Below are 23,252 nucleotides of genomic sequence, written 5' to 3' on the forward strand. Positions count from 1 at the left end.
GCCCCTTTCGTGTGTGCCGGTGTTGCTCAGTGGGCGTGCGCGTTCGACAGCGCACACAGGTCGCGGACCGAGAGGGCGGAGGGGTGGCGGGTGCGCTCCGCCCGGGCCGCCAGAGCCAGGAACACGGTCGCGGTGGTGAGGGCGTCGCCCAGGGCGTGATGAGGGGTGCACACGGGGAGCCCCAGCCGACGGGCCAGCAGTTCCAGCGGCGGCTCGCGGCCGGAATCGTGTCCGGCCCAGCATCCGGTGGCACGGGCGAGCGCCGCTGTGTCGACGACCGCGCGGACCTGTGACCATCCCACCGTGCTCTGCGTACGGCTGAGGAACGCCCGCTCGATCCATGCGGCGTGGGCCACGACCACGCGGCCGGACAGGCGTGGGGAGAGCGCCTGCCCCACCGTGGCCGGATCGGGCGCGCTGTCGAGATCGCCCGGTCGCAGCCCGTGGACCTTGATGGAGGCCACCGAGACGGCACAGCGTGGACGTACGAGGGAGTAGAAGCTGTCACCGAGGTCGATGCGGCCCTCCCGGACGGGCACCGCGCCGACGGAGATGATCTCGTCGCGCCGCAGATCGAGCCCCGTCGTCTCGAGGTCGATCACGCAGTACTCGGCCGAGCGCCACTCCTGCTCCAGAGCGGAGTCCGTCGCGGGCCCCCTGAACGGAAATCTCACCGTGCCACCCGAGCCTTCCGTGCGCGCAGCCTTCCGCGTGTGCCGCCACCCTCCGTGCGGTCTCCCATTTGTACATGGTCGATACTCGATTGTCGACAGTTGCGCACACGCTTGCGATGATCGATGAGGCGCGGTGAACTACCGGGCGGACCCCCTGCGCACACTGCTCGGGGTGACGCCGTACGCCTGCTTGAAGACTCGGCTGAAGTGCGCCACGTCGTTGAAGCCCCACCGGAAGGCGACGTCCGTGACCGTGGCCGTGCCGCCGGCCCGGGTCAGGTCCCGGTAGCAGGCACGCAACCGCCGTGCGCGGATCCACCGGCCGACCGTGGTGCCGGTGTCGGCGAACGCCAGGTGCAGCGTCCGTACGGAGACGTCGTGGGCCTCGGCGACGGAGGTGGCGCACAGGTCGGCGTCGTCGAGGTGGTCCTCGATGTACCGGCGCACGCGGACCAGGAGGGCCTCGCGGAGGGCCGAGCGGGTGCCGGCCGGGGCCCGGGCCGAGTCCAGGGCCGTGTCCAGGGTGTCGAAGAGGCTCTGGCACGCGATCGCGAGCCCGGCGTCGCCGAGGTGGTCGAGTTCGCGGGTGATGGCCCGCAGCTGGTCGGCGGCTATCGAGGCCAGTCCGGATCCCGCGGCGACGGACACCGCCCCGCGACCGCTCGTCGCCGCGGCCGCCAGGGCGGGCGGAGCCTGCTCGCGGGGGAGCATCAGCGACAGCTCACGGCGGGGCTCGACGGCGTCGAAGCCCTCGGCCGTCTCGCTGTCCCACAGCAGCAGCTGGTCGGGACCGAGGACCAGCGTGTCGTCACCCTGGCGGCAGACCAGCCGGCCGCTGAGATTGATCATGACGCCGACACGCGGGCCGCCGAGCCGGGAGTCCGTGTCGGGACTCCGGTGCCCGGAGTACCCGCCGCCGCGGAACTCCGAGACGATCAGGGCGTCGAGCTGACGGTAGCGGACGGTGGCGTCGAGGTGGTCCCGCCGGGAGTAGGACAGGGCCCACGGCAGATGGACCTCCGCCATCTTCTCGCTCCACGCGTCCCGGACCGATGCCGGCGGCAGCCCCCGCGTCGACCAGGTGACCGTGGCGTTCACGCGCACCACCTCCAGGAACCCTAGTGCCGCGGCAGGCAACGTTCGCTCCGTCGCGACGCCCGGCACTAGTTAACGCAGGCGGCGGGTTCCGCGCAACGAACGGTGTCACGTCCACCGGTCACCGTGCGCCCCGCGCCCGCCCCATGCACGAACGGACAACACCGGTTGCGCTGCCGTGCAAGCACCGCGGAGCGATGTCACGCACTGTTCTCCTCACCGTCACAGAAGCCGGAGCCGCCTCCTTCGGGCACCTCCCGGCACACCACGGAAGGGAGCAGCCGTGACCGACCTGCGTCCGGTCGTCATCTACGGAGCCAGCGGCTCCACAGGCCGTCTGGTGGCCGAGTATCTGCGCGAGTACAGCATTCCCTTCGTCGCCGCGGGCCGGAACAAGGCGCGGCTGCAGGAGGTGATGGACAAGGTCCCGGGCATCGAGACCGCCGACTACGAGATCGCCGAGACGGACGGCTCGGTGGAGTCCCTGACCCGTCTCTTCGAAGGCCGGCAGGTCGTCTGCAACACGGTGGGCCCGTTCCTGCGGTACGCGCCCGCCGTCGTGGAAGCGGCGATCGCGGCCGGATGCCACTACCTCGACACCGCCGGCGAACAGACCCACATGCTGCGCTTCCTCGACGAGTGGGGGCCCCGGTTCGCCGCCGTCGGCCGGGCCGCCTCCAGCGCCATGTCCGTCCAGTACGCCATCCACGACATCGCCGCCCGCATCTGTCTGGAGACACCGGGCGTCGACACGCTCGAACTGGGGTCGTACGCCAACGCCATCCCCACCGTGGGGTCCACCCAGTCGATCTTCGACGTCATCCGGGCCGACGCCTTCTACCTGGAGGACGGCCTGCTGAAGAAGTACGACGGAGTCCAGGTCCAGGACGTGGTCGTCCCCGGCTCCGGCCTGGTGCTCACCGGCACCAACTGGGGCGGCACCGCCCTCCCGGTGTTCTTCCGGGACGACCGCCGGGTGCGCGACTGCCGGATGTTCGTGGCCATGCGCAACCAGACCATCTGGCGACGGGTCGTCGACCTGGAACGCCTCTTCAAGGTCTCCCTCCAGTGGCTCCCGGAGGAAGCCCTGTACCCCGTCCTCGACAAGATGGCCTCCGGCATGACGGCGGACAGCCCGCCGCGCGAGAACCGCCAGCACCAGCGGTCCATCGACTGGTGCACCGCCCGCGGCAACACCGCCACCGCCCGGGTCGTCATCCACGGCACCACCGGCTACCAGATGACCGGACTCATCCAGGCGTACGCGGCCATGCGGCTGCTCGGCAACACCTGCCACGGCACCGGCTTCCGCTCACCCGCCGAACTCCTCGGCCACCGCGAGCTGATGGGCGCCCTGGAGTCCTACGGCTTCGCCCGCATCACCGAGGAGACCCGGGCGTGAGCGCGACCGAGCCCGTGTGGATCGTCGGCACCGGCATGACCTCGTTCGGCGTGCGCCTCGACACCTCGGTCAAGGAACTCACCCGTGAGGCCGTGACCGAGGCCCTCAAGGACGCCGGTGCCGAACTCGCGGACATACAGGCGGCGTACTTCGGCAACACCTGCCAGGACGTGCTGGAGGGCCAGAACGTCGTGGGCGGCCAGATGGCTCTGCGCTCCATGGGCTTCGAGCGGATCCCCGTGACCAACGTCGAGAACGCCTGCGCCACCGCCACCACCGCCCTGCACCAGGCCGTGCTGCACGTCCGCTCGGGCGCGGCGGACACCGTGCTGGCCGTCGGCGTCGAGAAGACGAACACCGGCGACAAGCAGCGCATGCTCGCCCTCTTCGACGGCGGCATGGACGTCCACGACCCCGAGGGCGTCGAGACGGTCCTGCGTGAACTCGGCGGCGAGGTGCCGGACGACACCGTCCCGCGCAGCCGGTTCATGGACATCTACGCGGCACTGGCCCGCGCCCACATGCGGGACTTCGGGACCACCAAGGAGCAACTGGCCCGGATCTCCGCCAAGAACCACGCCCACGCGGTCGACAACCCGCTCGCCCACTACCGCACCGCCCTGACGGCCGAGCACATCCTGGCCGCCCGCACGGTCAACGACCCGCTCACCGTGCCCATGTGCGCCCCGCTCACCGACGGCGCCGCGGCGGCGGTCGTGGTCAACACGGCCGGACTGCGCCGGCTCACCGCGGCCCGGCCGGTGCGGGTCCTCGCCTGCGTGCTCGGCACCGGCACCGAGCGCGCGCCGGCCGACTGGGCGACCTCCGTCAGCCGCCTCACCGCGCAGCGGGCGTACGAGGAGGCCGGGGTCGGCCCCGACGACGTCTCGGTGGCCGAGGTCCACGACGCCGCCGCCTTCGGTGAGCTCCTGCAGACCGAACTGATGGGCTTCTGCCCGATCGGCTCCGGCGGCGAGTTCGCCGACTCCGGCGCCACCACCCTCGGCGGACGGCTCCCGGTCAACCCCTCCGGCGGCCTGGAGTCCAAGGGCCACCCCATGGGCGCCTCCGGCCTCGCCCAGATCCACGAACTCGCCCGGCAGCTGCGGGGCGAGTGCGGCACCCGCCAGGTGCCCGGCGCCCGGATCGCCCTCGCCGAGAACGGCGGCGGCATGTACGCCGGCGAGGAAGCCGTCGCGGCCGTCACCCTGCTCGGTGCCTGACCAACCCACTTGGAGCCTCTGATGAGTTACCCGACGACGAGTTACCAGACCCTCTCACTGCGCCGCGACGGCCGCATCCTGTACGTCGACCTCGACAACGGCCCGCTGAACCTGATGACGATCCAGATGGTCGGCGAACTCTTCGACCTCGCCGGGAAGCTGGTCTTCGACCGGGACACGGGCGTCGTCGTCCTCGGCAGCGCCAACCCCGACTTCTTCCTCGCCCACTTCGACCTCGACGACATGTTCCGCTCGATGAACGACCCGGACGTGCCGCAGAGCAAGTACCCGGACATCAACGTCGTCCAGGCGCTGACGACCATGTGGGAAGCCCTGCCGCAGGTGACGATCGGGGTGCTCGACGGCATCGTGCGCGGCGGCGGCCTGGAGTTCCTGCTCGCCACCCAGATGAGCTTCGCAACCCCGCGGAGCAGGCTCTGTCTCCCGGAGACCAGCGGCGGCTTCCTGCCCGCCGGCGGCGGCACCACCCGCCTCGCGCTCCGCATCGGCCCTGCCCGGACCCGTGAATTCATCCTCGGCGCACGGGACTTCACCGGCGACGAGGCGGCGGCGTACGGCATCGTCAACCGCTGCCTGTCCACCGAAGACATCCACTCCTACGTCGACGATCTCGCCCGGCGCTCAGCCGCCCGGTCCACGGAGTCCGTGGCGGCGGTCAATCAGGTCCTGGCCAAAGTCCTGAACGGCGCCGTGGACGCGCAGTTCGCGGGCTTCGCCGTCGAGAGCGAGGCCATGCGGACCCTGCTCGCGGTGCCCGCGGTACTGGAACGCCTGAAGCGGCTCGCACAGCTCCAGGACATCGAACACGAGCGGGATCTGCCGGCGACGATCGCCTCGGTGTCCTGATGGCCGGCCGGGACAAGGAGCCGGGTGTACGGCCCGGGCAGCCCAGGGGCGAGATCTTCTTCGACTCGGTCGAGGTACCGCCGCACCACGCCCCGTCGGCCCGGGACACCTGTCGGCGCGGCCACGCATCGACGTGGTCCTCGGACGGGGCTGCCGTGGGCCGGGTCATGACCGGGCTCGACTCCGCCGCGTTCGACAGGGCAGTCGGCCGTGTCCACGAACGCCGGCATGGCGGTGCGCCGCCGATGGAGCACCGGCCCGACCCGTACCGGCCGGGCCGTACGGGCAGCCGGGCGGAGACCGTCAGGTCGGTCTCCCGCCGCGCCACCGAGTGCACCGCGCTCGCCCCGGCACGGCATCCCTGCTTCACCGCCCGATCCACGGCCATGGGCACCGGCCTGGCGTTCCGGGCCGCAGACAAGGGCAGGACGGCCGGTTCCGTGACCGACCCGCACAGGACGGAAGGACATCACCGTGGCGATCACTGACTTCTTCGACCGCGGATGGCGCGCGCGGCCCGAGGGCACCGCCTTCGTCATGGACGAGCGGACCTTCACCTACCGGGAGATCGGAGAGCTCTCCCACCGCGTCGCCAACGCCCTGTCGGCGGCGGGCCTCCAGCCGGAGTCCAAGGGGGCCGTGCTGACGTCCAACGATCCCGTCGGCTGGGCCTGTGTCCTCGGAATATGGCGGGCCGGACTGGCCTGGGTCCCGGTCAACCCGGCCGGCCCCCGCGCCGAGATCGGCAGGCTCCTCGACGGCTTCGACTGCGAGGTGCTCTTCTGCCACGAGACCCTGCTCCCTGTCGTCGAGCCCCTGCCCGCCGACCTGAAGATGCTGCGGACCGTGGTCTCCCTGGGCGAGGACCCGCGCCTGGCGTCCAAGGCCGGCGCCGTCACCCTCGACGACTTCCTCAAGGACGCGTCCACCGACCTTCCCGACCATGTTCCGGAGCCCGACGCGGTGGCGGGCATCATGCCGACCGGCGGCACGACCGGCGCCCCGAAAGGGGTCATGAACACGCACCGCGGCCTGAGCGTGAGCGCGGTCCACCAGATGCTGGCCGCCTCCTACGCGGCCGACGAACCGATCGTGAACCTGCTCGCCGCCCCCATGACCCACACCGCCGGCACCCTCACCCTGCCCTGCCCTGCACCGCACGCGGCGGCACGGTCGTCGTCACGACCCGCCCCGACCCCGTCCGGCTGCTCGACCTGATCGAGAAGCACAGGGTCACCGAACTCTTCCTCCCGCCCACCGTCATCTACCGCCTGCTGGAGACCTCCGGCATCGAGCGACGCGACTTCTCCTCGCTCAAGTACCTGATGTACGGCTCCGCACCCATGTCGACCGAGAAACTGCGCCGGGCCATCGAGGTGTTCGGGCCGGTGATGTTCCAGGGGTACGGCCAGACGGAGGCGCCCTCGGGGATCGCCTTCCTGCGCCCCGAGGAGCACCTGACCGGCGACGGCAGTGACTTCCGGCTCTCGGCGGCGGGCCGCCCGGCGCCCCTCGTGCAGGTCGAGGTGCTCGACGGCGAGGGCCGGATCCTGCCCCCGGGCGAGAATGGCGAGATCTGCGTACGCGGCGATCTCGTCATGAAGGGCTACTACAAGGACCCCGTCAGGACCGCCGAGACCCTCGTCGACGGCCGGCTGCACACCGGCGACATCGGGTTCCTCGACGACGAGGGCTTCCTGCACCTCACCGACCGCAAGAAGGACATGATCATCTCGGGTGGGTTCAACGTCTACCCGAGCGAGGTCGAACAGGTCGTCTGGAAGCACCCGGCGGTCCAGGACTGCGCCGTCATCGGCATCCCGGACGAGGACTGGGGCGAGGCCGTCACCGCCGTCGTGGAACTGAACGACGGCGAGGAACTGACCGAGGCGGACCTCATCGCGTACTGCCGTCCACGGCTCGGCGGCATCAAGACACCCAAGCGGGTCGTCTTCGTGTCCGAACTCCCGCGCAGCGCCAACGGAAAGGTCCTCAAGAAGGACGTCCGTGAACCCTTCTGGCGCGACCACACGCGGCAGATCTGAGGATCGGAGCACAGCATGGACCGCACCCTTTTCGACAAGGACCACGACAGCTTCCGCGACGCCGTCCGTCAGTTCACCGAACGCGTCCTCGCGCCCCGCCACGAGGAGATGCTCCGGCAGAAGTCCATCCCCCGGGACATCTGGCACGAGGCGGGCGCGCTCGGCATCCTCGGCCTGTCGGTCCCGGAGGAGTACGGCGGAACGGGGGCGGGGGACTTCCGCTTCAACGCCGTCGCGGACGAGGAACTCGCCGGCTTCAGCTTCGGCGTCGGGGCCAGTCTCGCCCTGCACACCGACACCTGCCCGCCCTACCTGGTGGAACTCGGCACCGAGGAACAGAAGCGGCGCTGGCTGCCCGGCATCGCCTCGGGCGACCTGATCAGCGCCATCGCCATGACCGAACCCTCCGGCGGCTCCGACCTCGCCGCGTTGAAGACCACCGCGGTCCGGGACGGCGGGGACTGGCTGATCAACGGCTCCAAGACCTTCATCACCAACGGCCACCAGGCGGACCTCGTCATCGTGGCCGCCCGCACGGGCCCCGGCGAGCGTGCCAAGGGCATCAGCCTGTTCGTCGTCGAGGCCGGCACCCCGGGCTTCGAGCGGGGCCGCAAGCTGGACAAGGTCGGACAGGAGGAGGCCGACACGGCCGAACTGTTCTTCACCGACGTCCGCCTCCCCGACTCCCACCGCCTCGGCGAGGTCGGCGAGGGATTCGTCTCGATGATGCGGCTCCTGCCGCAGGAACGGCTCTCGACCGCCGTCACCAACATCGGCCATGTCACACGGCTCCTGCACGAGACGATCGCGTACGCCAAGGAGCGCCGCGCGTTCGGGGAGACCATCGGCTCCTTCCAGTACAACAAGTTCCGGATCGCCGAACTGGTCACCCGTGTGGAGGTGACGCAGGCGTACGTCGACCAGTGCATCCTCGCGCACACCCGCGGCAAACTCACGCCCGTGGACGCGGCCAAGGCCAAGTGGTGGGCCGCCGAGACGCAGAACGCCGTACTGGACGAGTGTGTCCAACTGCACGGCGGCTACGGCTACATGAACGAGTACCGCATCGCACGCGCCTGGCGGGACGCCCGCGTGACGAAGATCTGGGCCGGGTCCAACGAGATCATGAAAGAGGTCATCGGCCGTGACCTGGGCCTGTAGCACCGTCCCCTCGAACTCCCCGATGGAGGAACACCCATGGCTCTGCCCACCGTCAACCGCCAGTGGCTGCTGGCCCGTCGCCCCGTCGGCGCCGTCACCACCGAAGACTTCCGCTACACCGAGTCCGACCCGCCGGTGCCCGGGGAGGGGGAAGTACTGGTCCGTACCCTGTACTTCGGCTACGACGCCAGCCAGCGCATCTGGCTCACCGACGACGGCGGTTACATGCCGCCGATCCAGGTCGGTGAGCCGATGCGGACCATGGGCATAGGCCAGGTCGTCGCCTCACGCGACCCGGACTACCGGCCCGGGGATCTGGTCGAGGGTTTCATGAGCTGGCAGGACTACGTCCTCCTGCGCGCCGACGGCCCGATGCCCCTGCGCGTTCTGCCTGCGAGCGACCACCCGCTCTCCTGGAACCTCGGTGTCTTCGGCGTCGGCGGACTGACGGCGTACTTCGGCGTCACCGACGGTCTGCGGGTGGAGGCGGGCGACACCGTCGTGATCTCCGCCGCGACCGGCGCCACCGGGTCGCTGGCCGGAGGGATCGCACGGGCACTCGGCGCCAAGCAGGTCATCGGCATCGCCGGCGGCCCCGAGAAGTGCCGCTGGGTGGTCGAGGAGGCCGGCTACGACGCGGCCGTCGACTACAAGAACGACAAGCTCGACGAGCGACTGCGCGAACTGTGCCCGGACGGCGTCGACGCCTACTTCGACAATGTCGGCGGCGACATGCTCGACACCCTGCTGCTGAGCATGGCACCGCGCGGCCGGGTACTGATCTGCGGGGCCATGTCCTCCGGCTACACCGATGTCAGACTCCAGGGCCCCGTCAACTACATGCGCATCGCCACCCACCAACTGACCGTACGGGGCATCCTGCTGTTCCACTACGCCGACCGCCTCGCCGAGGGCGCCGCGCAACTCGGCCGGTGGGTGAAGGAAGGCCGACTGCACGTCGAGGAGAGTGTCGTCGAGGGTTTCGAGAACGCGCCCGCCCTGCTCCCGACGATGTTCACCGGCAAACAGCCCGGCAAGCTGCTGCTCAAGCTGGGGGACCCGCAGTGAGCCGGGCGGAGCGGAAGCCGGCGACACGGTGCGGACAGTGTCGTCGGCAACCGAATCCGAGGGGGACGACCGCCGGTGGACCTGGGCATCGTGGGGCAGGCGGCCGGGCTGTTCGCCGTCACCAACATCGACGACATCCTGATCCTGTCCCTGTTCTTCGCCCAGGGCGCGGGCCACCGGCACGCGGCTCGCCGGATCGTGACCGGGCAGTATCTCGGCTTCGCCGGCATCCTCGTGGTCGCGGCCGCCGCCGCGTTCGGAGCGACGTTCCTGCCGCAGGCCGCGATCCCGTATCTCGGCCTGCTGCCGCTCGCACTGGGTTTCAAGGCGGCATGGCAGGCATGGGAGAGCCACCGTGCCGGTGAGGACGGGGACGACGAGGAGACGGGCGAGGGCGGCCCGGGCCCGCTGGAGGTCGCCGCAGTCACCTTCGCCAACGGCGGCGACAACATCGGTGTCTACGTCCCCGTGTTCGCCACCGCCGGCGTCGGCGGCATGAGCGTGTACGCCGTGATCTTTCTGATCCTGGTGGGGGTGTGGTGCTGCGCGGGAAGGTTCCTCGCCACACGCCCGGTCGTCGCCAGGACGCTCAGCCGCTGGGGCCACGTCCTGGTGCCCCTGGTGCTGATCGCGATCGGCCTGCTCATCCTGGTCGAGGGCGGGGCCTTCGGGATCTAGGCAGGGCGATTCAGGGGCTGCGTGGCTCTCGTCGCGACGGTACGCGGCAGGCCCCCGCCGTCCTCAGCCCAGTGCCGAGATACCCGCGAGGAAGATGTCGACTCCCACGAGGAACTGTTCGCGGTCGTCGTGCTCGCCCAGCCGGGTCGCCGCCGCGTGCACGAACGGGTAGCGGCCGGGGTCGATCTGCGCCCATCGCGTGGCGGCGTGCTCCAGGAATGTCTCCCGGTTCCTGTCGTCGCCCGAGCGCAGCCGTGCGTTCGCGGCGTTCTGCGCGGCGACGCCGAGGACGTAGTTCACCAGCGCTCCGGCCGCGTCGAAGCGCGCCTTCTCCGGAACGGCGAGCGCGTGCAGCAGCCGGCCGACGCTCTCGTAGAAGTCCAGCAGCGCGGGCCGCCACGGTGCGCGGGAGAGTTCCGCCCCGACCCAGGGATGGGCGTCGATCGCATCGAACAGGCCAGCGGCGAGTTGGCGCAGTGCGGCACGGGGGTCCGTGTCGCCGGCCGCGCCGGACACCACGCCGGTGATGACGTCGTCAGCGGCCGCGGCGAGCAGATCGCCCTTGTCCGCGACGTGGTGGTAGATCGCCCCGTAGCCGGTGCTCAGCCGCACGGTGAGCGCGCGCAGCGTCAGGGCCTTCTCTCCGCCGCCGTCCAGCATCTCGATCGCGGTCCGGATGATCAGCTCCCTCGACAGGCCGTCCGTCCGCCGCGGGGCCCGCCCGGATCCCTTCGCCGCTCTCTTCACCATGGCCCCAGCATCCCACGGATGGAGCGTCGATCCAACTCCGTGCTAGCTTGATTGGAGCGACGATCCAAAGAGCGTTCGCGCCACCCCTCGGGGCCCAGGGAGGACTCCATGAAGACACCTGTCACGATCATCGGAGCGGGTTTGGGCGGGCTGACGCTCGCTCGCGTCCTGCAGGTGCACGGCATCCCGGCCACCGTCTACGAGGCGGAGCCCGCGCCGGACGCCCGCCGCCAGGGCGGCCTGCTCGATCTGCACCCCGACAGCGGCCAGGCGGCTCTGGAGGCGGCCGGCCTGATCGAAGAATTCCGCAAGCGGGTCCTGCCCGGCCGCGAGGCGTACCGGATCATGGACCAGGCGGGAAGGGTGCTCCTCGACCTGCCCGACACCGGTACCGGCGAACGCCCGGAGATACCGCGCGGCGCACTGCGGCAGCTGCTGCTCGGCTCCCTGCCCGCCGGCACCGTCCGCTGGGGCCACAAGGTCACCGTCGTGCGGACCGTCGCCGACGGCCGACACCGGGTGGACTTCGCCGACGGCACCTCCGTGGTCGCGGACCTGCTCGTCGGCGCCGACGGAGCGTGGTCGCGCGTACGGCCACTGCTCTCCCAGGCCGGCCCGCAGTACTTCGGGGTGTTGAGCGTGGAGACGTTCCTCCTCGACGCGGAAACCCGCCACCCCGCCTCCGCGAAGGCGGTCGGAGCCGGATCACTCTTCGCCCTCGCGCCGGGCAGGGGACTGCTGGCTCACCGGGAGGCCGGCGGAACCCTGCACACCTACGCGCAACTGAGGAAACCGCAGGACTGGTTCGCCGACCTCGACACCGCCGATGCCGCAGTCCTCACCGCCCGGGTCGCCGAGGAGTTCGAGGGCTGGGCTCCCGAACTCACCGCTCTGATCACGGCCGGCGACACCCCACCGGCCCTGCGCCCCGTCTTCACCCTGCCGGCGGGGCACTGCTGGGACCGCGTACGCGGGGTGACCCTGCTCGGCGATGCCGCCCATCTGCGTGCACCGAACGGCGAAGGCGCCAACTCGGCCATGCGGGACGGCGCGGAACTCGGTCAGGCCCTCGCCCGGCACCCCAAAGACGTGGAAGCCGCCCTCGCCGCACACGAGCGGACCATGTTCGCCCGCGCCGCCGACGGGGAAGCGAGCGACGACGGCTTCTACCGGCTCATGATCGACGACCGCGCACCGCACAGCGTCCTCGCCCTGATGACCGGCGCGGAACCAGGGGCGTGACCCTCACCCCCACGCACAGGTGCGGGAAGCGGCTCACGGGCACCGGAAGCAGGCTCGCCTACACCTGGGACGCAGCGAGCAACCGCAGCGCCCGCTCCTTCAGCCGGGGACTGGCGGCCGCGGCGTCACCGGAGTCGAAGGGGGGTTGCGGGTCGTACTCGACGGCGAGTTGGATCGCCTTCGCGGTGTCGTCGTCCGCGATCAGGGACGCGAGATACAGGGACATGTCCACGCCCGCCGACACGCCGGCCGAGGTGATGATCTTTCCAGACCGTACGTAGCGCTGCGGCAGGTAGGTGACGTCGAAGGTGGACCGGAGGTAGTCCGCGGAGGCCCAGTAGGTGGTCGCCCTGCGGCCGGTCAGCAGTCCGGCCGCCGCGAGGACGATGCTGCCGGTGCACACGGAGGTCGTCCACCGGGTGTGACGGTGCATCTCACGGATCCAGCGCAGCAGTGCCTGGTTGTTCATCGCTTCGACCGTGCCGCGGTTGCCGGCCCCGGGCACCAGCAGGACGTCGAGCCGGTCGACCTCGGCGAGGGACCGCTCGGCGAGCACGGCCACGTCAGCCGTGTCCGTACGGACGGGCCCCCGCCGTTCGGCGATCATCGTCACGGTGGCGTCAGGGAGACGGGACAGGATCTCGGCCGGGCCGGTGGGGTCCAGCAGGCTGTAGCCGTCGTAGAGCAGGATGCCGATGTGCGGGCCGGTTCCGCCGCCGGCCGGAGCCCCGTGCGCCGGGTCGGCCGTGGCGGTGGCCGCGAGCGCGGCGGTGGCCAGGGTCCCGCGGAGGACGTTTCTGCGTGTCGTCGAGTCGCTCATGGAAGGGGAGTCTGCTGCCCGGGCGGGACGCGTGGGGGCGGGATGTCCGGCATCCTGCGCATCATGTCCCCGGTGACTCCGTAGTGGTGGAGGAACGCCTGCCGCAGCGTCTCCGGCGACGCGAAGCCGCAACGGCGGGCGATCGCCGCCATGGGCAGTCCGCTGGAGCGCGCCAGGTGCGCGGCGGCTTCGGCGCGCGCCGCACGTACGGCCCGCGCCGGAGTCGTCCCGAGGTGCGCCGTGAACAGGCGGGTGAGGTGCCGGGAGCTGATCCCCGCCCGGTCGGCCAGGGCTCCGGGGGTGAGGTCCCCGGCCAGGTTTCCGGCGATATGGCCCATCAGGTCCCGCACCAGCCGGTCCTCCGGCGGCGGGGCGGCCAGGAACATGGATATCTGGGCCTGGTCGGCGGGCCGGTGCAGATGCGTGACGAGTTCGCGCGCGACGGCGCGGGCCGGCGTCGGGCCGTGGTCGTCCTCGATCAGGGCGAGTGTCAGGTCGAGGGCACTGGTGACACCGGCCGAGGTGTAGACGTTGCCGTCGCGGACGTAGAGGGGAGCGGCGTCCACGGCCACGGCAGGATGGCGCTCGGCGAGCCGATCCGCCTAACCCCAGTGGGTCGTCACCCGTCGGTGGTCCAGCAGCCCGGCAGCGGCCAGCACGTAGGTAGATCGCCCGCACTCGGCGGCGGCACCTCACGCCGCCGGCTTCCGAGGCCCCCGGCCGTGACGGCCGGGGGACTTGCCGCCTTGCACCCCGGGGGAGAGGTGCAAGGCGTGGTGACCGCTTCCGGGCTCACGCGGAGCCGCCGCGGCGGCTCCTCAGCCACCACGCGCCGCCGCCGAGTACGAGCACCGCGGCACCGATGCCCAGGGGGACGGACATCGGCATGCCGTCGTCGTCCTTCGTGTCGGCCGCCGCCGGCTGTGCCGACGTCTTCTCGGCCGTGGGCTCGTCGGCGGGGGTGGCCGTCGTGGGAGCGGCGGTCGTCGGTTCCGCCGTGGGGCTGGGGCTCACGGGCTTCGCGCCGGGCGCGGCGGCCTTGAGCTCCAGTCGGGGCGCGGGATGCCCGTGCCCGTGTCCGTCGCCCTCCGCCGCGTCGTCCAGTTCGATCCAGCGGTCGACCTTGCCGTCGCTGTAGCTCTGCAGGGTCTTGAAGACCAGCGCCTTCGCGTCCGGCAGTTGCCGGACGGTCACGACGTACTCGACGTCCTCGCCCACCGCGAGCTTCGGCCCCGACACGGTGTAACCCCGGTCGGTGGGAGCGAACTTCCAGTTCTCGGGGCCTTCCCCGTACGTGAGGTCCTGCGCGGTGATGCCCTTGGGCAGGATCACCTCCAGCTTGGTGATGCCGGCCGAGGCGGACTCCGACTCGGCGGAGAAGGTCAGTTCGACATTCTGGCCCAGGGCGCGGGCGCCGTCCGCCTCGACTTCGGCGTGGGCCGCGGCCGGGCCCGCGGCGGCGACGGTGACCGCGAACGCGGCTGCGGAGAGGGCGCCGACGAGGCGCAGGTTGCGTACCAGGTGCGAGCGGTGCATGGGGAACTCCCAAGTTTCGATGGTGCGGAGACTGCGTCGAGTCCCTGACAGGGCAGGGGTGAGCGCCTGGCGTCTCCCCGATGCACACGTGCGGAGCACCTGTGTGCGGGGCGGCGGTCGCGGAGCAGCACGAGCACGGCGGAACCGAGGCTCGACGAGATGGACGGCCGGGCGCGATGGGCGAAGACCGAGCCCGGGGCGAGGAGTCGACGGCTCGTCGTCTCCCTGAGCGGCCCCGGGTGATCGGCTGTCGTCAGGCGACAGCGGTCCCCGTGGGCGGACCCCGGGACGTGAGGGCGTGGGCGAGCAGGAGCCGCCGCGGCATGCGGTCCGAACGCGCTCGCTCGGCACGGACGCGCGGCCGGCACGGCGGCGTGGGGGGCCGGAGGATCAGCAGCAGCGGAGCGACGAGCCGTGCGGCGCAGGCCCGCAGGACGCGGAACGCGGCACGCTCACCGAGGGCGAGCCACAGCCCGCACAGCAACGCGGCCAGCAGGTGGGCGACGAGCATGCCGGCCCACGGCATGCCACCCGTGCCGTGGTGCAGGGAATGCACGATCCCGGCGTGCTCCATGGACCCCATGGAGTGCGTCGCACTCGTCCCGTGAGCCATGGACGCCAAGGAGGTCGCCTCGCCCGATGCCCGGAGAGGGACGAGGGCCTGCGCGAGCGAGAACGACAGGTGCAGCACGGCTTGGGCCGCGACCACGCAGGATCCGACCAGGACCGGCCCGCGCTCCCGGCGGGCCAGCAGCCAGCCTGTCCCGCCGGCCGTCACCGACCCCGCGGCCATGGCCCACCACGGAACCGTGGTTCCCGACATCGTCACGTGTCCCAGGGCGGCGAGCAGCACGCAGACGGCCGCGAACACAGCGGCCCTGAGCGTGCGAGAACACCACCCTGCAGTCATGACGCCTCATCCTCACAGTCCGGGTCTCACGCGTCACGGAATGGTACGGAACTTCCCCCGGAGTGCCACTCAATTCGGCCATGGTGATCCACACCACAGCGACAGCCGTGAACTCGGCGACCATCGGTGGTGATCGCCACGGTCGAGCCGGCCGGTGCGTACGGTCGGCCGAGGCAGCGGTGCCGGTGGCCCCTGAAGTCCGTTGCGTGGCCCCGTGAGTCGTGCTTGGCTCGCCCGATGGACTTTCTGTTGACGGCGAGTGGCCTGCGCAACGAGACGCTGCGGGAGGCACTCAGGGAGATGCTGGGCAGGCCGTTCGGATCGGCGAACGTCGTCTACGTTCCCACGGCGTCCGTCGCCGAGTCCGGGGACCATGGGTGGCTGCTCGCGGACATGAACCGCGTGCACGGCCTCGGCTGGCGGGAGTTCGACGTCCTTGAGCTGAACGGGCTGCCCCGGCAGACCGTGCTCGACCGGCTGCTCCACGCCGACGTCATCTACTGTGCGGGCGGCAACCAGTACCATCTCGCGCGCAGCATCACCGGAAACGGCCTGGCCGATGGCTTTCTGGAGGCGCTCCGGAGCCGGGTCTACGTGGGGTTCAGTGCCGGATCAATGATCTTCAGCCGTCATCTCACCGAACACTCCGCCGACGTCATCGGGGACACCGCCGACCTCCACGCGCTCGGCGCGACGACCGTGGAGCCCCCGTTCGGTCTCTTCGACTGGTACCTCAAGCCTCACCTCTACTCATCCGATTTCCCCCACCGGGACGATGCCTGGGCCGATCGCATCGCCGAGCGGGCCGACTTCCCGATCTACTTCCTCGACGACGAGACGGCCGTACGCGTCCGAGACGGCAAGGCGGATGTCGTTTCCGAAGGCCGGTGGCGGTTCCATCCCTGACGCGATCCGTCGGGGGGTCAGCCGGTGGGGTCGCGGCGGAGGTCGCCGTGACCCTCGCCCGGCGCGATGGCGTGCAGGATGCGCCGGCTGACCTGGGTGAGCTGTTTGACCTGTGTTCTGGTCAACGGGTCGAACACCAGCCGACGCACCAGTGCGACGTGTTCAGGAGCAGCGTCGAGCATCTTCTGGTGCCCCTCGTCGGTGAGCGTGGCGAGAGTGTAGCGGCCGTCGGCCGGATCGGGGCGGCGGTGGACGTAGCCCTTGCGTTCCAGACGGGCCACCACCTGAGACAGGCGCGAGAGCGAGCCCTCGGCGCACGCGGCGAGGTCGCTCATGCGCAGTTCCCGTCGCGGTGACTCCGACAGCGCCGCCATCACGCCGTACTCGAAGTGCGTCAGCCCTACTTCACGTAGCTGCGCGTCGAGCGTGTGTTCCAGGCGTCGCATGATGCCGACCAGGCCGAGCCAGGCGCGGCGCTCCTCCTCGTCCAGCCAGTGCGGCGCCTCGTCGGCCGGGGGGTTCGTCATGCCCTCCAATGTAACCGGTGCTTCACGCTTGAAATGAATCAACCTCATCATCACTTGACGCTTGAAGTCACTGGGGTCTACTTTTCAGTTAAACCTTGAAGTGATTAGTCGGGTGGCATCAGGCTGTGGCCCGGGTCGAAGCCCTGACCATGAGCGACGCCGTCGGCCACCCTGACGTCGCGGCATGGAGGCCGCCGCTCTCACGGTCGCCGTGAGCCGTCGTTCCGAGGCCCGTCGTCGTCGGCCGACCCGGTCCACTCCTCGTCCCCACCCCACACCCGATCCGGAGAACGCCATGAGCCAGCACCTCGCCACCAGCCCGGCCCGCCCTCGTGGTCTCGTCGTGACCGGCGGTCTGATCGGCACCGCGGTGGTCGCGATCGCCCTCAACGCCGTTGTCGCCGCGGCAGCCCACGCCGCCGGCGCCTCGCAGGAGTTCCAGCCCCTCCAGGTGTCCGCCTACGCGCCCTTCACCGTGTTCGGTGTCCTGGCAGCCGCTGCCGCCTGGGCGATCATCCGCGCACGCGCGGCCCGTCCGGCTCGGCTGCTGCGCGTCCTCGTCCCTGTCGTCGTGATCGTCAGTCTGATCCCGGACATCATGGTCGGGGCCACGCAGAGCCAGCCCGGCAGCAGTTGGGGGGCCGCGCTCGCCCTGATGGTCATGCACGTCGTGGTCGCCGCCGTCGCAGTCCCCGCCTTCCGGCGGCTCCTTCCCCTTCCCGCCGACCGGACCTGACCATGCGTCCCTCTCGGGGGAGCGAAACTTTTCACCACGGTGGTACGGCACCCGAGGGACCCGTACCACCGTGTAGGCCGGTCTCCACGTCAGTCCAGGTCCAGATGGCCGGGCTTCGGGTAGCGCACGGCGAGGGCCGCGATGTCGTCGTCCAGTCTGCCGCCGCTGAAGAGGAGGAGGTCCTGATGGAGTCGGTCGAGCAGTCCGTGGGGTGATACGGGGTCCTGTCGGCGCATCCAGTCCTGCAACGGGAAGAACTCGCCGGCGTGATCCCGGGTCTCCGTCACGCCGTCGGTGTAGAGCAGGAGTTCGTCGCCCGGGGCGAAGGGCACGGTGTCGGTGCGGTAGTTGTCCTGGACGAGTGCCGCGAGGTTGAGCGGTGGCGAGGGTTCGCTGGGCTCCAGGACGCGCGTCTCGCCCCGGTGCACGAGAAGCGGAGGCGGGTGCCCGCAGTTGAGGAGTGTGACGTGGCCGCCGCCGCGCGGAATCTCGGCGAGCAGGGCGGTGGCGAAGCGCTCCGGAAGATCCTGGGAGGGGTGGGCGGCGCTGTGGCGGCCGATGCTGATCTCCAGGCGCCGGATGACGCTCGTCAGGTCCGGTTCGTCGTGCGCGGCCTCTCGGAAGCAGCTGATCAGCGCCGAGGCCGCCCCCACGGCGGAGAGACCCTTGCCCCGTACGTCTCCCAGGAGCAGCCGGACGCCGTGCGGTGTCTCGGCCGCCTCGTAGAAGTCGCCGCCGATCCGGGCCTGGGCCTGCGCCGCGACGTACAGCGATTCGATCTCGATGTCCCCGAGGCGGCTCGGCAGCGGTCGGAACAGGACTTGCTGGGCGGTGTCGGCCACGAGCCGGATCTGGAGGAGGGCCTCCTCCCGACGGAGCCGGACGTGGCTCGCGTAGGCGGCCGCCAGGGTGACGGCGGCGATCGCGGCCGCCGTGTAGGGAGTCCCCAGGTCGCTGTAGACGAGACCGAGGCCCAGCATGATCAGCGCGCAGAACGCACCCAGCAGGACCGTCGGGAGCACCGGCCACATCGAGGCGGCCAGGGCGGGCGCGGCAGGCAGGAGGCGGCTGATGGCGATGCCTCTCGGTGTCGCGAACGCCAGCGCGCCGATGAGGAGGGTGAGGATCACCGGTGACAGCCGGACAGCGTCCCATCGGTCACCGTGTGGACGCCCGCGTCGCTGTCGCCTCAAAGTAGGCACGAAATCAATCGTAACTACAACAAAGGGGATATCGAGCCAGGCGGGAATGCATGTTCATGCCGGGTTGCTGCCATGATCCCAGTACCGGGCCCCACCCGGGCGGAGCGCGTCGGCGAGCTGCCGTACAGCGGGACGGGGGGTCTGGCGAGGCCGTTCGGCAGGGTCGGCCCCGGACCGGAGCACTGAGATCGTTTGGTGCTCCTCACGGGCTGCCGAGCCCAGGGCGGCGGCTCCGGCGCTCGCCACCCGGGCACCGAGCCGATGCGGCCGGCGCCGGGGCGAGCGAGGGGTCACCGGGTCAGGGGGTGCTGGGCTTCCCCTGGGTGTAGAGCCACTTGTCGAACAACGGACCGAGCTTCTTCCCGGAGAGCTGTTCCGCGAGCTTCTGGAACTGGGCGGTGGTGCCGTGTCCGTGACGCTGCTCCGTGGCCCAGGTGCGCAGGACGCGGAAGAAGACACGGTCCCCGACCGCGGTGCGCAGGGCGTGCAGGGTCATGGCGCCACGGTCGTAGACGGGGCGGTCGAAGATCTTGGCACCGCTGCCGGGATTGCCGGGCGGGAACGCCCACAGGGCGTCACGTGCGGGAGTGGCGTACAGGTCGTCGAAGGTCCGCTGGGCGCTGGTGCCGCCGTGCTGCTCGGCGTAGAGCCATTCGGCGTAACCGGCGAAGCCCTCGTTGAGCCAGATGTCCTTCCAGGAGGTGAGGGTGACGGAGTCGCCGAACCACTGGTGGGCGCTCTCGTGGACGAGGGTGTTGAGGTCGGGGGCGCTGCTGTAGACGGGCCGTGTCTGCGTCTCCAGGGCGTAGCCGACGTTGGGGGCGTGGTCGACTATGGAGCCGGCGGCGCGGTACGGGTAGGGCCCGAACACCTTGCTTCCCCACTCCAGCACCTTCGGCAGCTGCTTCAGGACCGGTGCGGCGGCCTTCGCGAGGCGCGGGTCGACGGCGTCGTAGACCTTGATTCCGTCGTGGGTCGTGTACTGCTTGACCTTGAACTTTCCGATGGTGGCGGTGGTGAGGTAGGCGGCCATGGGTTCTTTCTGCCGCCAGCGGAAGGTGGTCTTGCCCTTGCGGGTGCTCTTCCCGAGCAGGACGCCGTTGGAGACGGCGGTGCGTCCCTCGGGCACGGTGATCGTGATGTCGTACGACGACTTGTCGAGCGGATGGTTGTTGGCCGGGAACCAGGTCATGGCGCCCTGCGGCTCGCCGGCGACGAACACACCGTCCTTCGTGGGGATCCAGCCGTCGAGGGAGCCGTCGGGGTCGGTGACCGGGCCGGGCTTGCCCTGATAGGTGACGGCGACGCGGAACTTCTGCCCCTTGTGCAGGGCGTGCCGAGGTGTGATGACGAGTTCCTGTCCGCTGCGTCTGTACGCCGCTCTGGACCGGTCGACCGTCAGGCCGGTGATCTTGAGGCCCTTGAGGTCGAGGTCGAAGCGGGTCAGGCGCTGGGTGGCGCGCGCGGTGAGGACCGCTTTCCCGGTGAGCTTCCCGCTCGTCGGGTCGTAACCGAGCGTCAGGCCGTAGTGCGCGACGTGGTAACCGCCGTTGCCGGCGAGGGGGAAGTAGGGGTCGCCGACGCCCGGGGTGCCCGCGTGTTCGGCCGCCGTGGCGGGTCCGGCCGCGGTGAGCAGGGCCGCAACGACGGCAGGGACGGTGAAGGCGATGGTGGGGCGGCCGAGGACGGCGGAGCGCCGAGGGGATGGGGTCACGGGTGCTCTCCAGGGGGGTGGTGTGATCATGCGAGCCTCAGGCTATGCAACGGCCGGTCCCGGTGGCACCAGGTCCGGGTCAAGTCTGTGGGCCGGTCCGGGCCGCTGGGGGGCGTCGGTGTTGCACGTCCTGCTGTGGCTCACGTGACGGAACCGGTGGCGGAGCCCGACCTCCAGTCAGGTCTCCCGGTCGAAGGTTCATGTGACAGTGCGTCGACGCGCGCATCGGTAGCGGAGGCCGGTCGACCCCCGAGCGATGGGGCTGGCCCCGCCCTGGTCGGTGGGGCCAGCCCCAGCACGGATCCTCGGGAGCACTGGCTCGTGCCACGCTCCCACCGTTCCTAGCGTTCTTGCATGACGGAAACGCTGCCACCGCGCACCCCCACCCGGTTACTGGATGTCGACGCGCTGCGCGGGTTCGCGCTGTTCGGGATCCTCGTCGTGAACCTCGCCTTCTTCGCCTCCGGCTACCCGTTCCACCTCGTCGCCGATCCAGCCCATGACTCGTGGCTGGACGACACCGCCGAGTTCGGGGTCCGGTTGCTGTTCGAGATGAAGTTCTACCTGCTGTTCTCGTTCCTGTTCGGATACAGCTTCACCTTGCAGCTGGCCGCCGCGGGCAGGGCCGGCGCGAACTTCACCGCACGGTTCCTCCGTCGGCTCGGCGGACTCTTCGTGCTCGGCGGCCTGCACGCGGTGCTGCTGTTCCACGGCGACATCCTGACCACCTACGCCCTGCTCGGACTTGTCCTGCTCGCCGTGCGCCGCATCCAGCCGAGGACCGCGCTCATCACCGCGGCGGCGATCACCGGCGCCATGGCGGCAGGGATGGCCGTGGCTGCTCTGGCCGGGGTCGAACTGGTCTCCGACCAGGGCGCCGCGCTCGCCGACGGTCGCGCGTCGACCGACGCGCTGGCCGGCGGCCTGGGTTCGGTGATCGGCGAGCACGTCCGCTCGCTGCCGACGATGGCCGGCAGTCTTGCCGTGCAGGGCCCGCTCGCGTTCGCCGCGTTCCTCGTGGGGCTGGCCGCGGGCCGGCGCCAGTCGCTCGCCGACGGGACGGGCCGGCACACGGGCGCGCTGCGTCGGCTGGAACGGGTCGGATACCCGGTCGGGCTCGCGGGCGCGCTGGTCTTCGCGATCGGCGGTGGCACGGTCGGCCTGGCCGGGCTGGCGGTGAGCATCGTGACGGCGCCCCTGCTGGTCGGCGCCTATGTGGCGACCCTGCTACGGGTGTTCGCCACCCCGCGCGGCGCCCGCCTGGCACGGGTGCTCGCGCCGACCGGCCAGATGGCACTGTCGAACTATCTCGGTCAGTCCCTGCTGGGCGTGTTGCTCTTCACCGGAGTGGGGCTCGGGCTGGCCGGAGACACGCCGCCCGCGATCGTGCCGCTCGTCGCCGTCGGTGTCTTCGCGCTCCAACTGTGGCTGAGCCGACGCTGGATGGCGCGGTACCGGTACGGCCCGGCCGAATGGGTACTCCGGGCCCTCACGAACGCGGAGCGCCCCCGGATGCGCCGCTGACCTCGGCCCCCACGCCGGGAGGCCCGGGTGGGGGCCTGGCACGGAGTGACGGCTCAGATCAGCGCGTTCTTGTAGAAGATGCTGGAACGCCGGTCACCCTCCACCCCGGTGGCGAAACCGATGAAGAGGCGGGCCTCACCGGCGTCGGTGCGGTAGATCGCCAGGCCCTCGGGCTCGCGATGGTGCAGGGTGGAGCCGGCCTTGGTGAGGACAGGCCCCTGCTTCACGGTGCCGGTGTTGACGTCGATGCTGGTGACATAGGTGTTGCCGTCACCGATGGGAGTACCGTCGCCGGGGTATGCGTCACCCGTCAGGTAGTACATGTACGAGCCGTACAACGTGTAGCCCTGCGGTGTGCCGGAGATCGTCGGCTGCTTGAAGTCGACCAGAGGCGAGCCGAAGTTGCCCGTCGCGAAGGCGGAGAGGGGGTACACGGCGATGCGCTTGCCCGAACTGGTGTGGTACCGCACGATCATGCGCTGGTAGACCGGGTCGGCGGAGCAGGTGTACTCGGTGGCTCCCGCGATCGGCCGGTAGGCGGCCGACGCGGCCGGTGAGCCCAGTGTGGTGCCGGCGGCGTACGTGACCGGGGTGAGCGCGGTGCCGTATCCGCTGGTGTTCGCGGCGCATTCGATCCACAGCTCGGTGCCGGAACCGCTCGGCAGCGCGGCGAAGGCGACTCCGTGACCGAAGCCGTTGAGGTGCATGTACGAGATGTAATTGCCGTCGAAGTCCATCTTGTTGATGCACAGGTCACCGGCGGACTCGGGGCTGTCACTCCGCTTGGTCGCCACGAAGAGGAACTTGTTCACCCAGTCGAAGGCGAAGCTCTGCTGGACCCGCGCACCGTGTGTGTCCTTGGAACGGAACAGGTCGTACGACGGCTCCGTGAGATCGAACCGCTTGGTGGTGGCCACCGCCGCGGAAGCCGTCTGCGCGCCGGCGGCGAGCCCCAGCGCGGCGAGCGAGGCGCCGGCGCCGGTGCGTATGAGGCCGCGGCGGGAGAAGGGGAGACCGGGGGTGTGGTTCATGGGGGGACTCCAGAGCCTGGTGGGGGAGAGGGCAGAAGTGCGTGATGCTATCTCCCCTGGCCGACCCCCATCCGGATCGGGCGGGCTCCGTCACAACTGCGGCACCGGACAGGCACAACTCCCCGCGACGGCAAGGTTGCT

General features: G+C 70.7%; 23 protein-coding genes and 1 pseudogene. 13 read left to right on the top strand and 11 right to left on the bottom strand.

Going from position 1 to position 23,252, the window contains the following annotated elements; translation table 11 throughout:
- Window positions 1-26: 26 nt before the first annotated feature.
- Window positions 27-674, bottom strand: a complete 648-nt coding sequence (locus SCAB_RS42765; RefSeq protein WP_013006311.1) for a 3'-5' exonuclease — start codon at window positions 672-674, stop codon at window positions 27-29.
- 138 nt (window positions 675-812) lie between these two features.
- A complete protein-coding gene (locus SCAB_RS42770; protein ID WP_106437350.1) occupies window positions 813-1,772 on the bottom strand; it encodes a helix-turn-helix domain-containing protein in 960 nt (319 codons plus the stop codon).
- A gap of 280 nt (window positions 1,773-2,052) precedes the next feature.
- Here SCAB_RS42770 and SCAB_RS42775 point away from each other — a divergent pair, with 280 nt between their 5' ends.
- The 9 genes from SCAB_RS42775 (at window position 2,053) to SCAB_RS42810 (ending at window position 10,213) form a co-directional block, all read left to right on the top strand.
- Window positions 2,053-3,171 (top strand): saccharopine dehydrogenase family protein, encoded by a 1,119-nt coding sequence (locus tag SCAB_RS42775; protein WP_013006313.1) that lies wholly within the window; start codon window positions 2,053-2,055, stop codon window positions 3,169-3,171.
- Window positions 3,168-4,394 (top strand): thiolase family protein, encoded by a 1,227-nt coding sequence (locus SCAB_RS42780; protein ID WP_013006314.1) that lies wholly within the window; start codon window positions 3,168-3,170, stop codon window positions 4,392-4,394. Before SCAB_RS42775 ends, SCAB_RS42780 begins: the two co-directional genes overlap by 4 nt.
- Before the next feature lie 21 nt (window positions 4,395-4,415).
- Complete coding sequence (locus SCAB_RS42785) at window positions 4,416-5,261, top strand: enoyl-CoA hydratase/isomerase family protein (protein WP_013006315.1); 846 nt, start codon at window positions 4,416-4,418, stop codon at window positions 5,259-5,261.
- Entirely contained in the window at window positions 5,261-5,749 is a 489-nt protein-coding gene (locus SCAB_RS42790) for a hypothetical protein (RefSeq protein ID WP_013006316.1), read from the top strand. Before SCAB_RS42785 ends, SCAB_RS42790 begins: the two co-directional genes overlap by 1 nt.
- A complete protein-coding gene (locus SCAB_RS49160) occupies window positions 5,736-6,479 on the top strand; it encodes an AMP-binding protein (protein ID WP_013006317.1) in 744 nt (247 codons plus the stop codon). The genes SCAB_RS42790 and SCAB_RS49160 overlap by 14 nt, the downstream gene beginning before the upstream one ends.
- Window positions 6,467-7,306 carry an AMP-binding protein gene (locus tag SCAB_RS49165; RefSeq protein WP_267893246.1) on the top strand — a complete coding sequence of 280 codons (840 nt, stop codon included), beginning with the start codon at window positions 6,467-6,469 and terminating at the stop codon, window positions 7,304-7,306. The genes SCAB_RS49160 and SCAB_RS49165 overlap by 13 nt, the downstream gene beginning before the upstream one ends.
- Window positions 7,307-7,321: 15 nt before the next feature.
- Entirely contained in the window at window positions 7,322-8,467 is a 1,146-nt protein-coding gene (locus SCAB_RS42800; RefSeq protein ID WP_013006319.1) for an acyl-CoA dehydrogenase family protein, read from the top strand.
- 36 nt (window positions 8,468-8,503) lie between these two features.
- Window positions 8,504-9,535 carry an NADP-dependent oxidoreductase gene (locus SCAB_RS42805; protein WP_013006320.1) on the top strand — a complete coding sequence of 344 codons (1,032 nt, stop codon included), beginning with the start codon at window positions 8,504-8,506 and terminating at the stop codon, window positions 9,533-9,535.
- A gap of 75 nt (window positions 9,536-9,610) precedes the next feature.
- Window positions 9,611-10,213 (top strand): cadmium resistance transporter, encoded by a 603-nt coding sequence (locus tag SCAB_RS42810; protein ID WP_013006321.1) that lies wholly within the window; start codon window positions 9,611-9,613, stop codon window positions 10,211-10,213.
- Window positions 10,214-10,276: 63 nt separating this feature from the next.
- Here SCAB_RS42810 and SCAB_RS42815 read toward each other — a convergent pair whose 3' ends face one another.
- Window positions 10,277-10,963 carry a TetR/AcrR family transcriptional regulator gene (locus SCAB_RS42815; protein WP_013006322.1) on the bottom strand — a complete coding sequence of 229 codons (687 nt, stop codon included), beginning with the start codon at window positions 10,961-10,963 and terminating at the stop codon, window positions 10,277-10,279.
- A gap of 108 nt (window positions 10,964-11,071) precedes the next feature.
- Between SCAB_RS42815 and SCAB_RS42820 the strand changes: the two genes are divergently transcribed.
- Window positions 11,072-12,205 carry an FAD-dependent oxidoreductase gene (locus SCAB_RS42820; protein ID WP_013006323.1) on the top strand — a complete coding sequence of 378 codons (1,134 nt, stop codon included), beginning with the start codon at window positions 11,072-11,074 and terminating at the stop codon, window positions 12,203-12,205.
- 58 nt (window positions 12,206-12,263) lie between these two features.
- Here SCAB_RS42820 and SCAB_RS42825 read toward each other — a convergent pair whose 3' ends face one another.
- The 4 genes and pseudogenes from SCAB_RS42825 to SCAB_RS42840 all read right to left on the bottom strand — a co-directional run bounded on the left by SCAB_RS42825 (window position 12,264) and on the right by SCAB_RS42840 (window position 15,471).
- Window positions 12,264-13,025, bottom strand: coding sequence for a DJ-1/PfpI family protein (locus SCAB_RS42825; protein WP_013006324.1), 762 nt, complete (start codon window positions 13,023-13,025; stop codon window positions 12,264-12,266).
- A pseudogene (locus SCAB_RS42830) lies at window positions 13,022-13,687 on the bottom strand (GlxA family transcriptional regulator); the annotation flags it as partial. The gene SCAB_RS42825 and the pseudogene SCAB_RS42830, both read right to left, overlap by 4 nt.
- 130 nt (window positions 13,688-13,817) lie before the next feature.
- Window positions 13,818-14,561 carry a DUF1775 domain-containing protein gene (locus SCAB_RS42835; RefSeq protein WP_013006326.1) on the bottom strand — a complete coding sequence of 248 codons (744 nt, stop codon included), beginning with the start codon at window positions 14,559-14,561 and terminating at the stop codon, window positions 13,818-13,820.
- 253 nt (window positions 14,562-14,814) lie between these two features.
- Complete coding sequence (locus SCAB_RS42840; RefSeq protein ID WP_041670221.1) at window positions 14,815-15,471, bottom strand: hypothetical protein; 657 nt, start codon at window positions 15,469-15,471, stop codon at window positions 14,815-14,817.
- Between the two features lie 237 nt (window positions 15,472-15,708).
- Between SCAB_RS42840 and SCAB_RS42845 the strand changes: the two genes are divergently transcribed.
- On the top strand, window positions 15,709-16,377 hold the full coding sequence (locus SCAB_RS42845; protein ID WP_013006328.1) for a Type 1 glutamine amidotransferase-like domain-containing protein: 669 nt from the start codon (window positions 15,709-15,711) through the stop codon (window positions 16,375-16,377).
- A 17-nt stretch (window positions 16,378-16,394) separates the two neighbouring features.
- Here the strand turns inward: SCAB_RS42845 and SCAB_RS42850 are convergent, their stop codons facing one another.
- Window positions 16,395-16,904, bottom strand: a complete 510-nt coding sequence (locus tag SCAB_RS42850) for a MarR family winged helix-turn-helix transcriptional regulator (protein WP_037729027.1) — start codon at window positions 16,902-16,904, stop codon at window positions 16,395-16,397.
- A 295-nt stretch (window positions 16,905-17,199) separates the two neighbouring features.
- Between SCAB_RS42850 and SCAB_RS42855 the strand changes: the two genes are divergently transcribed.
- Entirely contained in the window at window positions 17,200-17,640 is a 441-nt protein-coding gene (locus SCAB_RS42855; protein WP_013006330.1) for a DUF6069 family protein, read from the top strand.
- Window positions 17,641-17,729: 89 nt separating this feature from the next.
- Here SCAB_RS42855 and SCAB_RS42860 read toward each other — a convergent pair whose 3' ends face one another.
- Window positions 17,730-18,770: a PP2C family protein-serine/threonine phosphatase gene (locus tag SCAB_RS42860; protein ID WP_013006331.1), complete on the bottom strand. Its 1,041-nt coding sequence runs from the start codon at window positions 18,768-18,770 to the stop codon at window positions 17,730-17,732.
- A 370-nt stretch (window positions 18,771-19,140) separates the two neighbouring features.
- Window positions 19,141-20,556 (bottom strand): M1 family metallopeptidase, encoded by a 1,416-nt coding sequence (locus SCAB_RS42865; protein ID WP_013006332.1) that lies wholly within the window; start codon window positions 20,554-20,556, stop codon window positions 19,141-19,143.
- A 354-nt stretch (window positions 20,557-20,910) separates the two neighbouring features.
- Here SCAB_RS42865 and SCAB_RS42870 point away from each other — a divergent pair, with 354 nt between their 5' ends.
- Window positions 20,911-22,080, top strand: coding sequence for a DUF418 domain-containing protein (locus SCAB_RS42870; RefSeq protein ID WP_013006333.1), 1,170 nt, complete (start codon window positions 20,911-20,913; stop codon window positions 22,078-22,080).
- Between the two features lie 53 nt (window positions 22,081-22,133).
- Here the strand turns inward: SCAB_RS42870 and SCAB_RS42875 are convergent, their stop codons facing one another.
- Complete coding sequence (locus tag SCAB_RS42875) at window positions 22,134-23,111, bottom strand: phage baseplate protein (protein ID WP_013006334.1); 978 nt, start codon at window positions 23,109-23,111, stop codon at window positions 22,134-22,136.
- Window positions 23,112-23,252 lie beyond the last annotated feature (141 nt).

This window comes from Streptomyces scabiei 87.22, from assembly GCF_000091305.1.
In the GTDB taxonomy this organism is placed as follows: domain Bacteria; phylum Actinomycetota; class Actinomycetes; order Streptomycetales; family Streptomycetaceae; genus Streptomyces; species Streptomyces scabiei.

Excerpts from the sequence above, each read along its gene's own strand:
- SCAB_RS42785 (WP_013006315.1), top strand. The coding sequence starts at position 4,416 with ATGAGTTACCCGACGACGAGTTACCAGACCCTCTCACTGCGCCGCGAC.
- SCAB_RS42790 (WP_013006316.1), top strand. The coding sequence starts at position 5,261 with ATGGCCGGCCGGGACAAGGAGCCGGGTGTACGGCCCGGGCAGCCCAGG.
- SCAB_RS42800 (WP_013006319.1), top strand. The coding sequence starts at position 7,322 with ATGGACCGCACCCTTTTCGACAAGGACCACGACAGCTTCCGCGACGCC.
- SCAB_RS42805 (WP_013006320.1), top strand. The coding sequence starts at position 8,504 with ATGGCTCTGCCCACCGTCAACCGCCAGTGGCTGCTGGCCCGTCGCCCC.
- SCAB_RS42815 (WP_013006322.1), bottom strand. The coding sequence starts at position 10,963 with ATGGTGAAGAGAGCGGCGAAGGGATCCGGGCGGGCCCCGCGGCGGACG.
- SCAB_RS42820 (WP_013006323.1), top strand. The coding sequence starts at position 11,072 with ATGAAGACACCTGTCACGATCATCGGAGCGGGTTTGGGCGGGCTGACG.
- SCAB_RS42825 (WP_013006324.1), bottom strand. The coding sequence starts at position 13,025 with ATGAGCGACTCGACGACACGCAGAAACGTCCTCCGCGGGACCCTGGCC.
- SCAB_RS42835 (WP_013006326.1), bottom strand. The coding sequence starts at position 14,561 with ATGCACCGCTCGCACCTGGTACGCAACCTGCGCCTCGTCGGCGCCCTC.
- SCAB_RS42840 (WP_041670221.1), bottom strand. The coding sequence starts at position 15,471 with ATGACTGCAGGGTGGTGTTCTCGCACGCTCAGGGCCGCTGTGTTCGCG.
- SCAB_RS42845 (WP_013006328.1), top strand. The coding sequence starts at position 15,709 with ATGGACTTTCTGTTGACGGCGAGTGGCCTGCGCAACGAGACGCTGCGG.
- SCAB_RS42850 (WP_037729027.1), bottom strand. The coding sequence starts at position 16,904 with ATGACGAACCCCCCGGCCGACGAGGCGCCGCACTGGCTGGACGAGGAG.
- SCAB_RS42855 (WP_013006330.1), top strand. The coding sequence starts at position 17,200 with ATGAGCCAGCACCTCGCCACCAGCCCGGCCCGCCCTCGTGGTCTCGTC.
- SCAB_RS42870 (WP_013006333.1), top strand. The coding sequence starts at position 20,911 with ATGACGGAAACGCTGCCACCGCGCACCCCCACCCGGTTACTGGATGTC.
- SCAB_RS42875 (WP_013006334.1), bottom strand. The coding sequence starts at position 23,111 with ATGAACCACACCCCCGGTCTCCCCTTCTCCCGCCGCGGCCTCATACGC.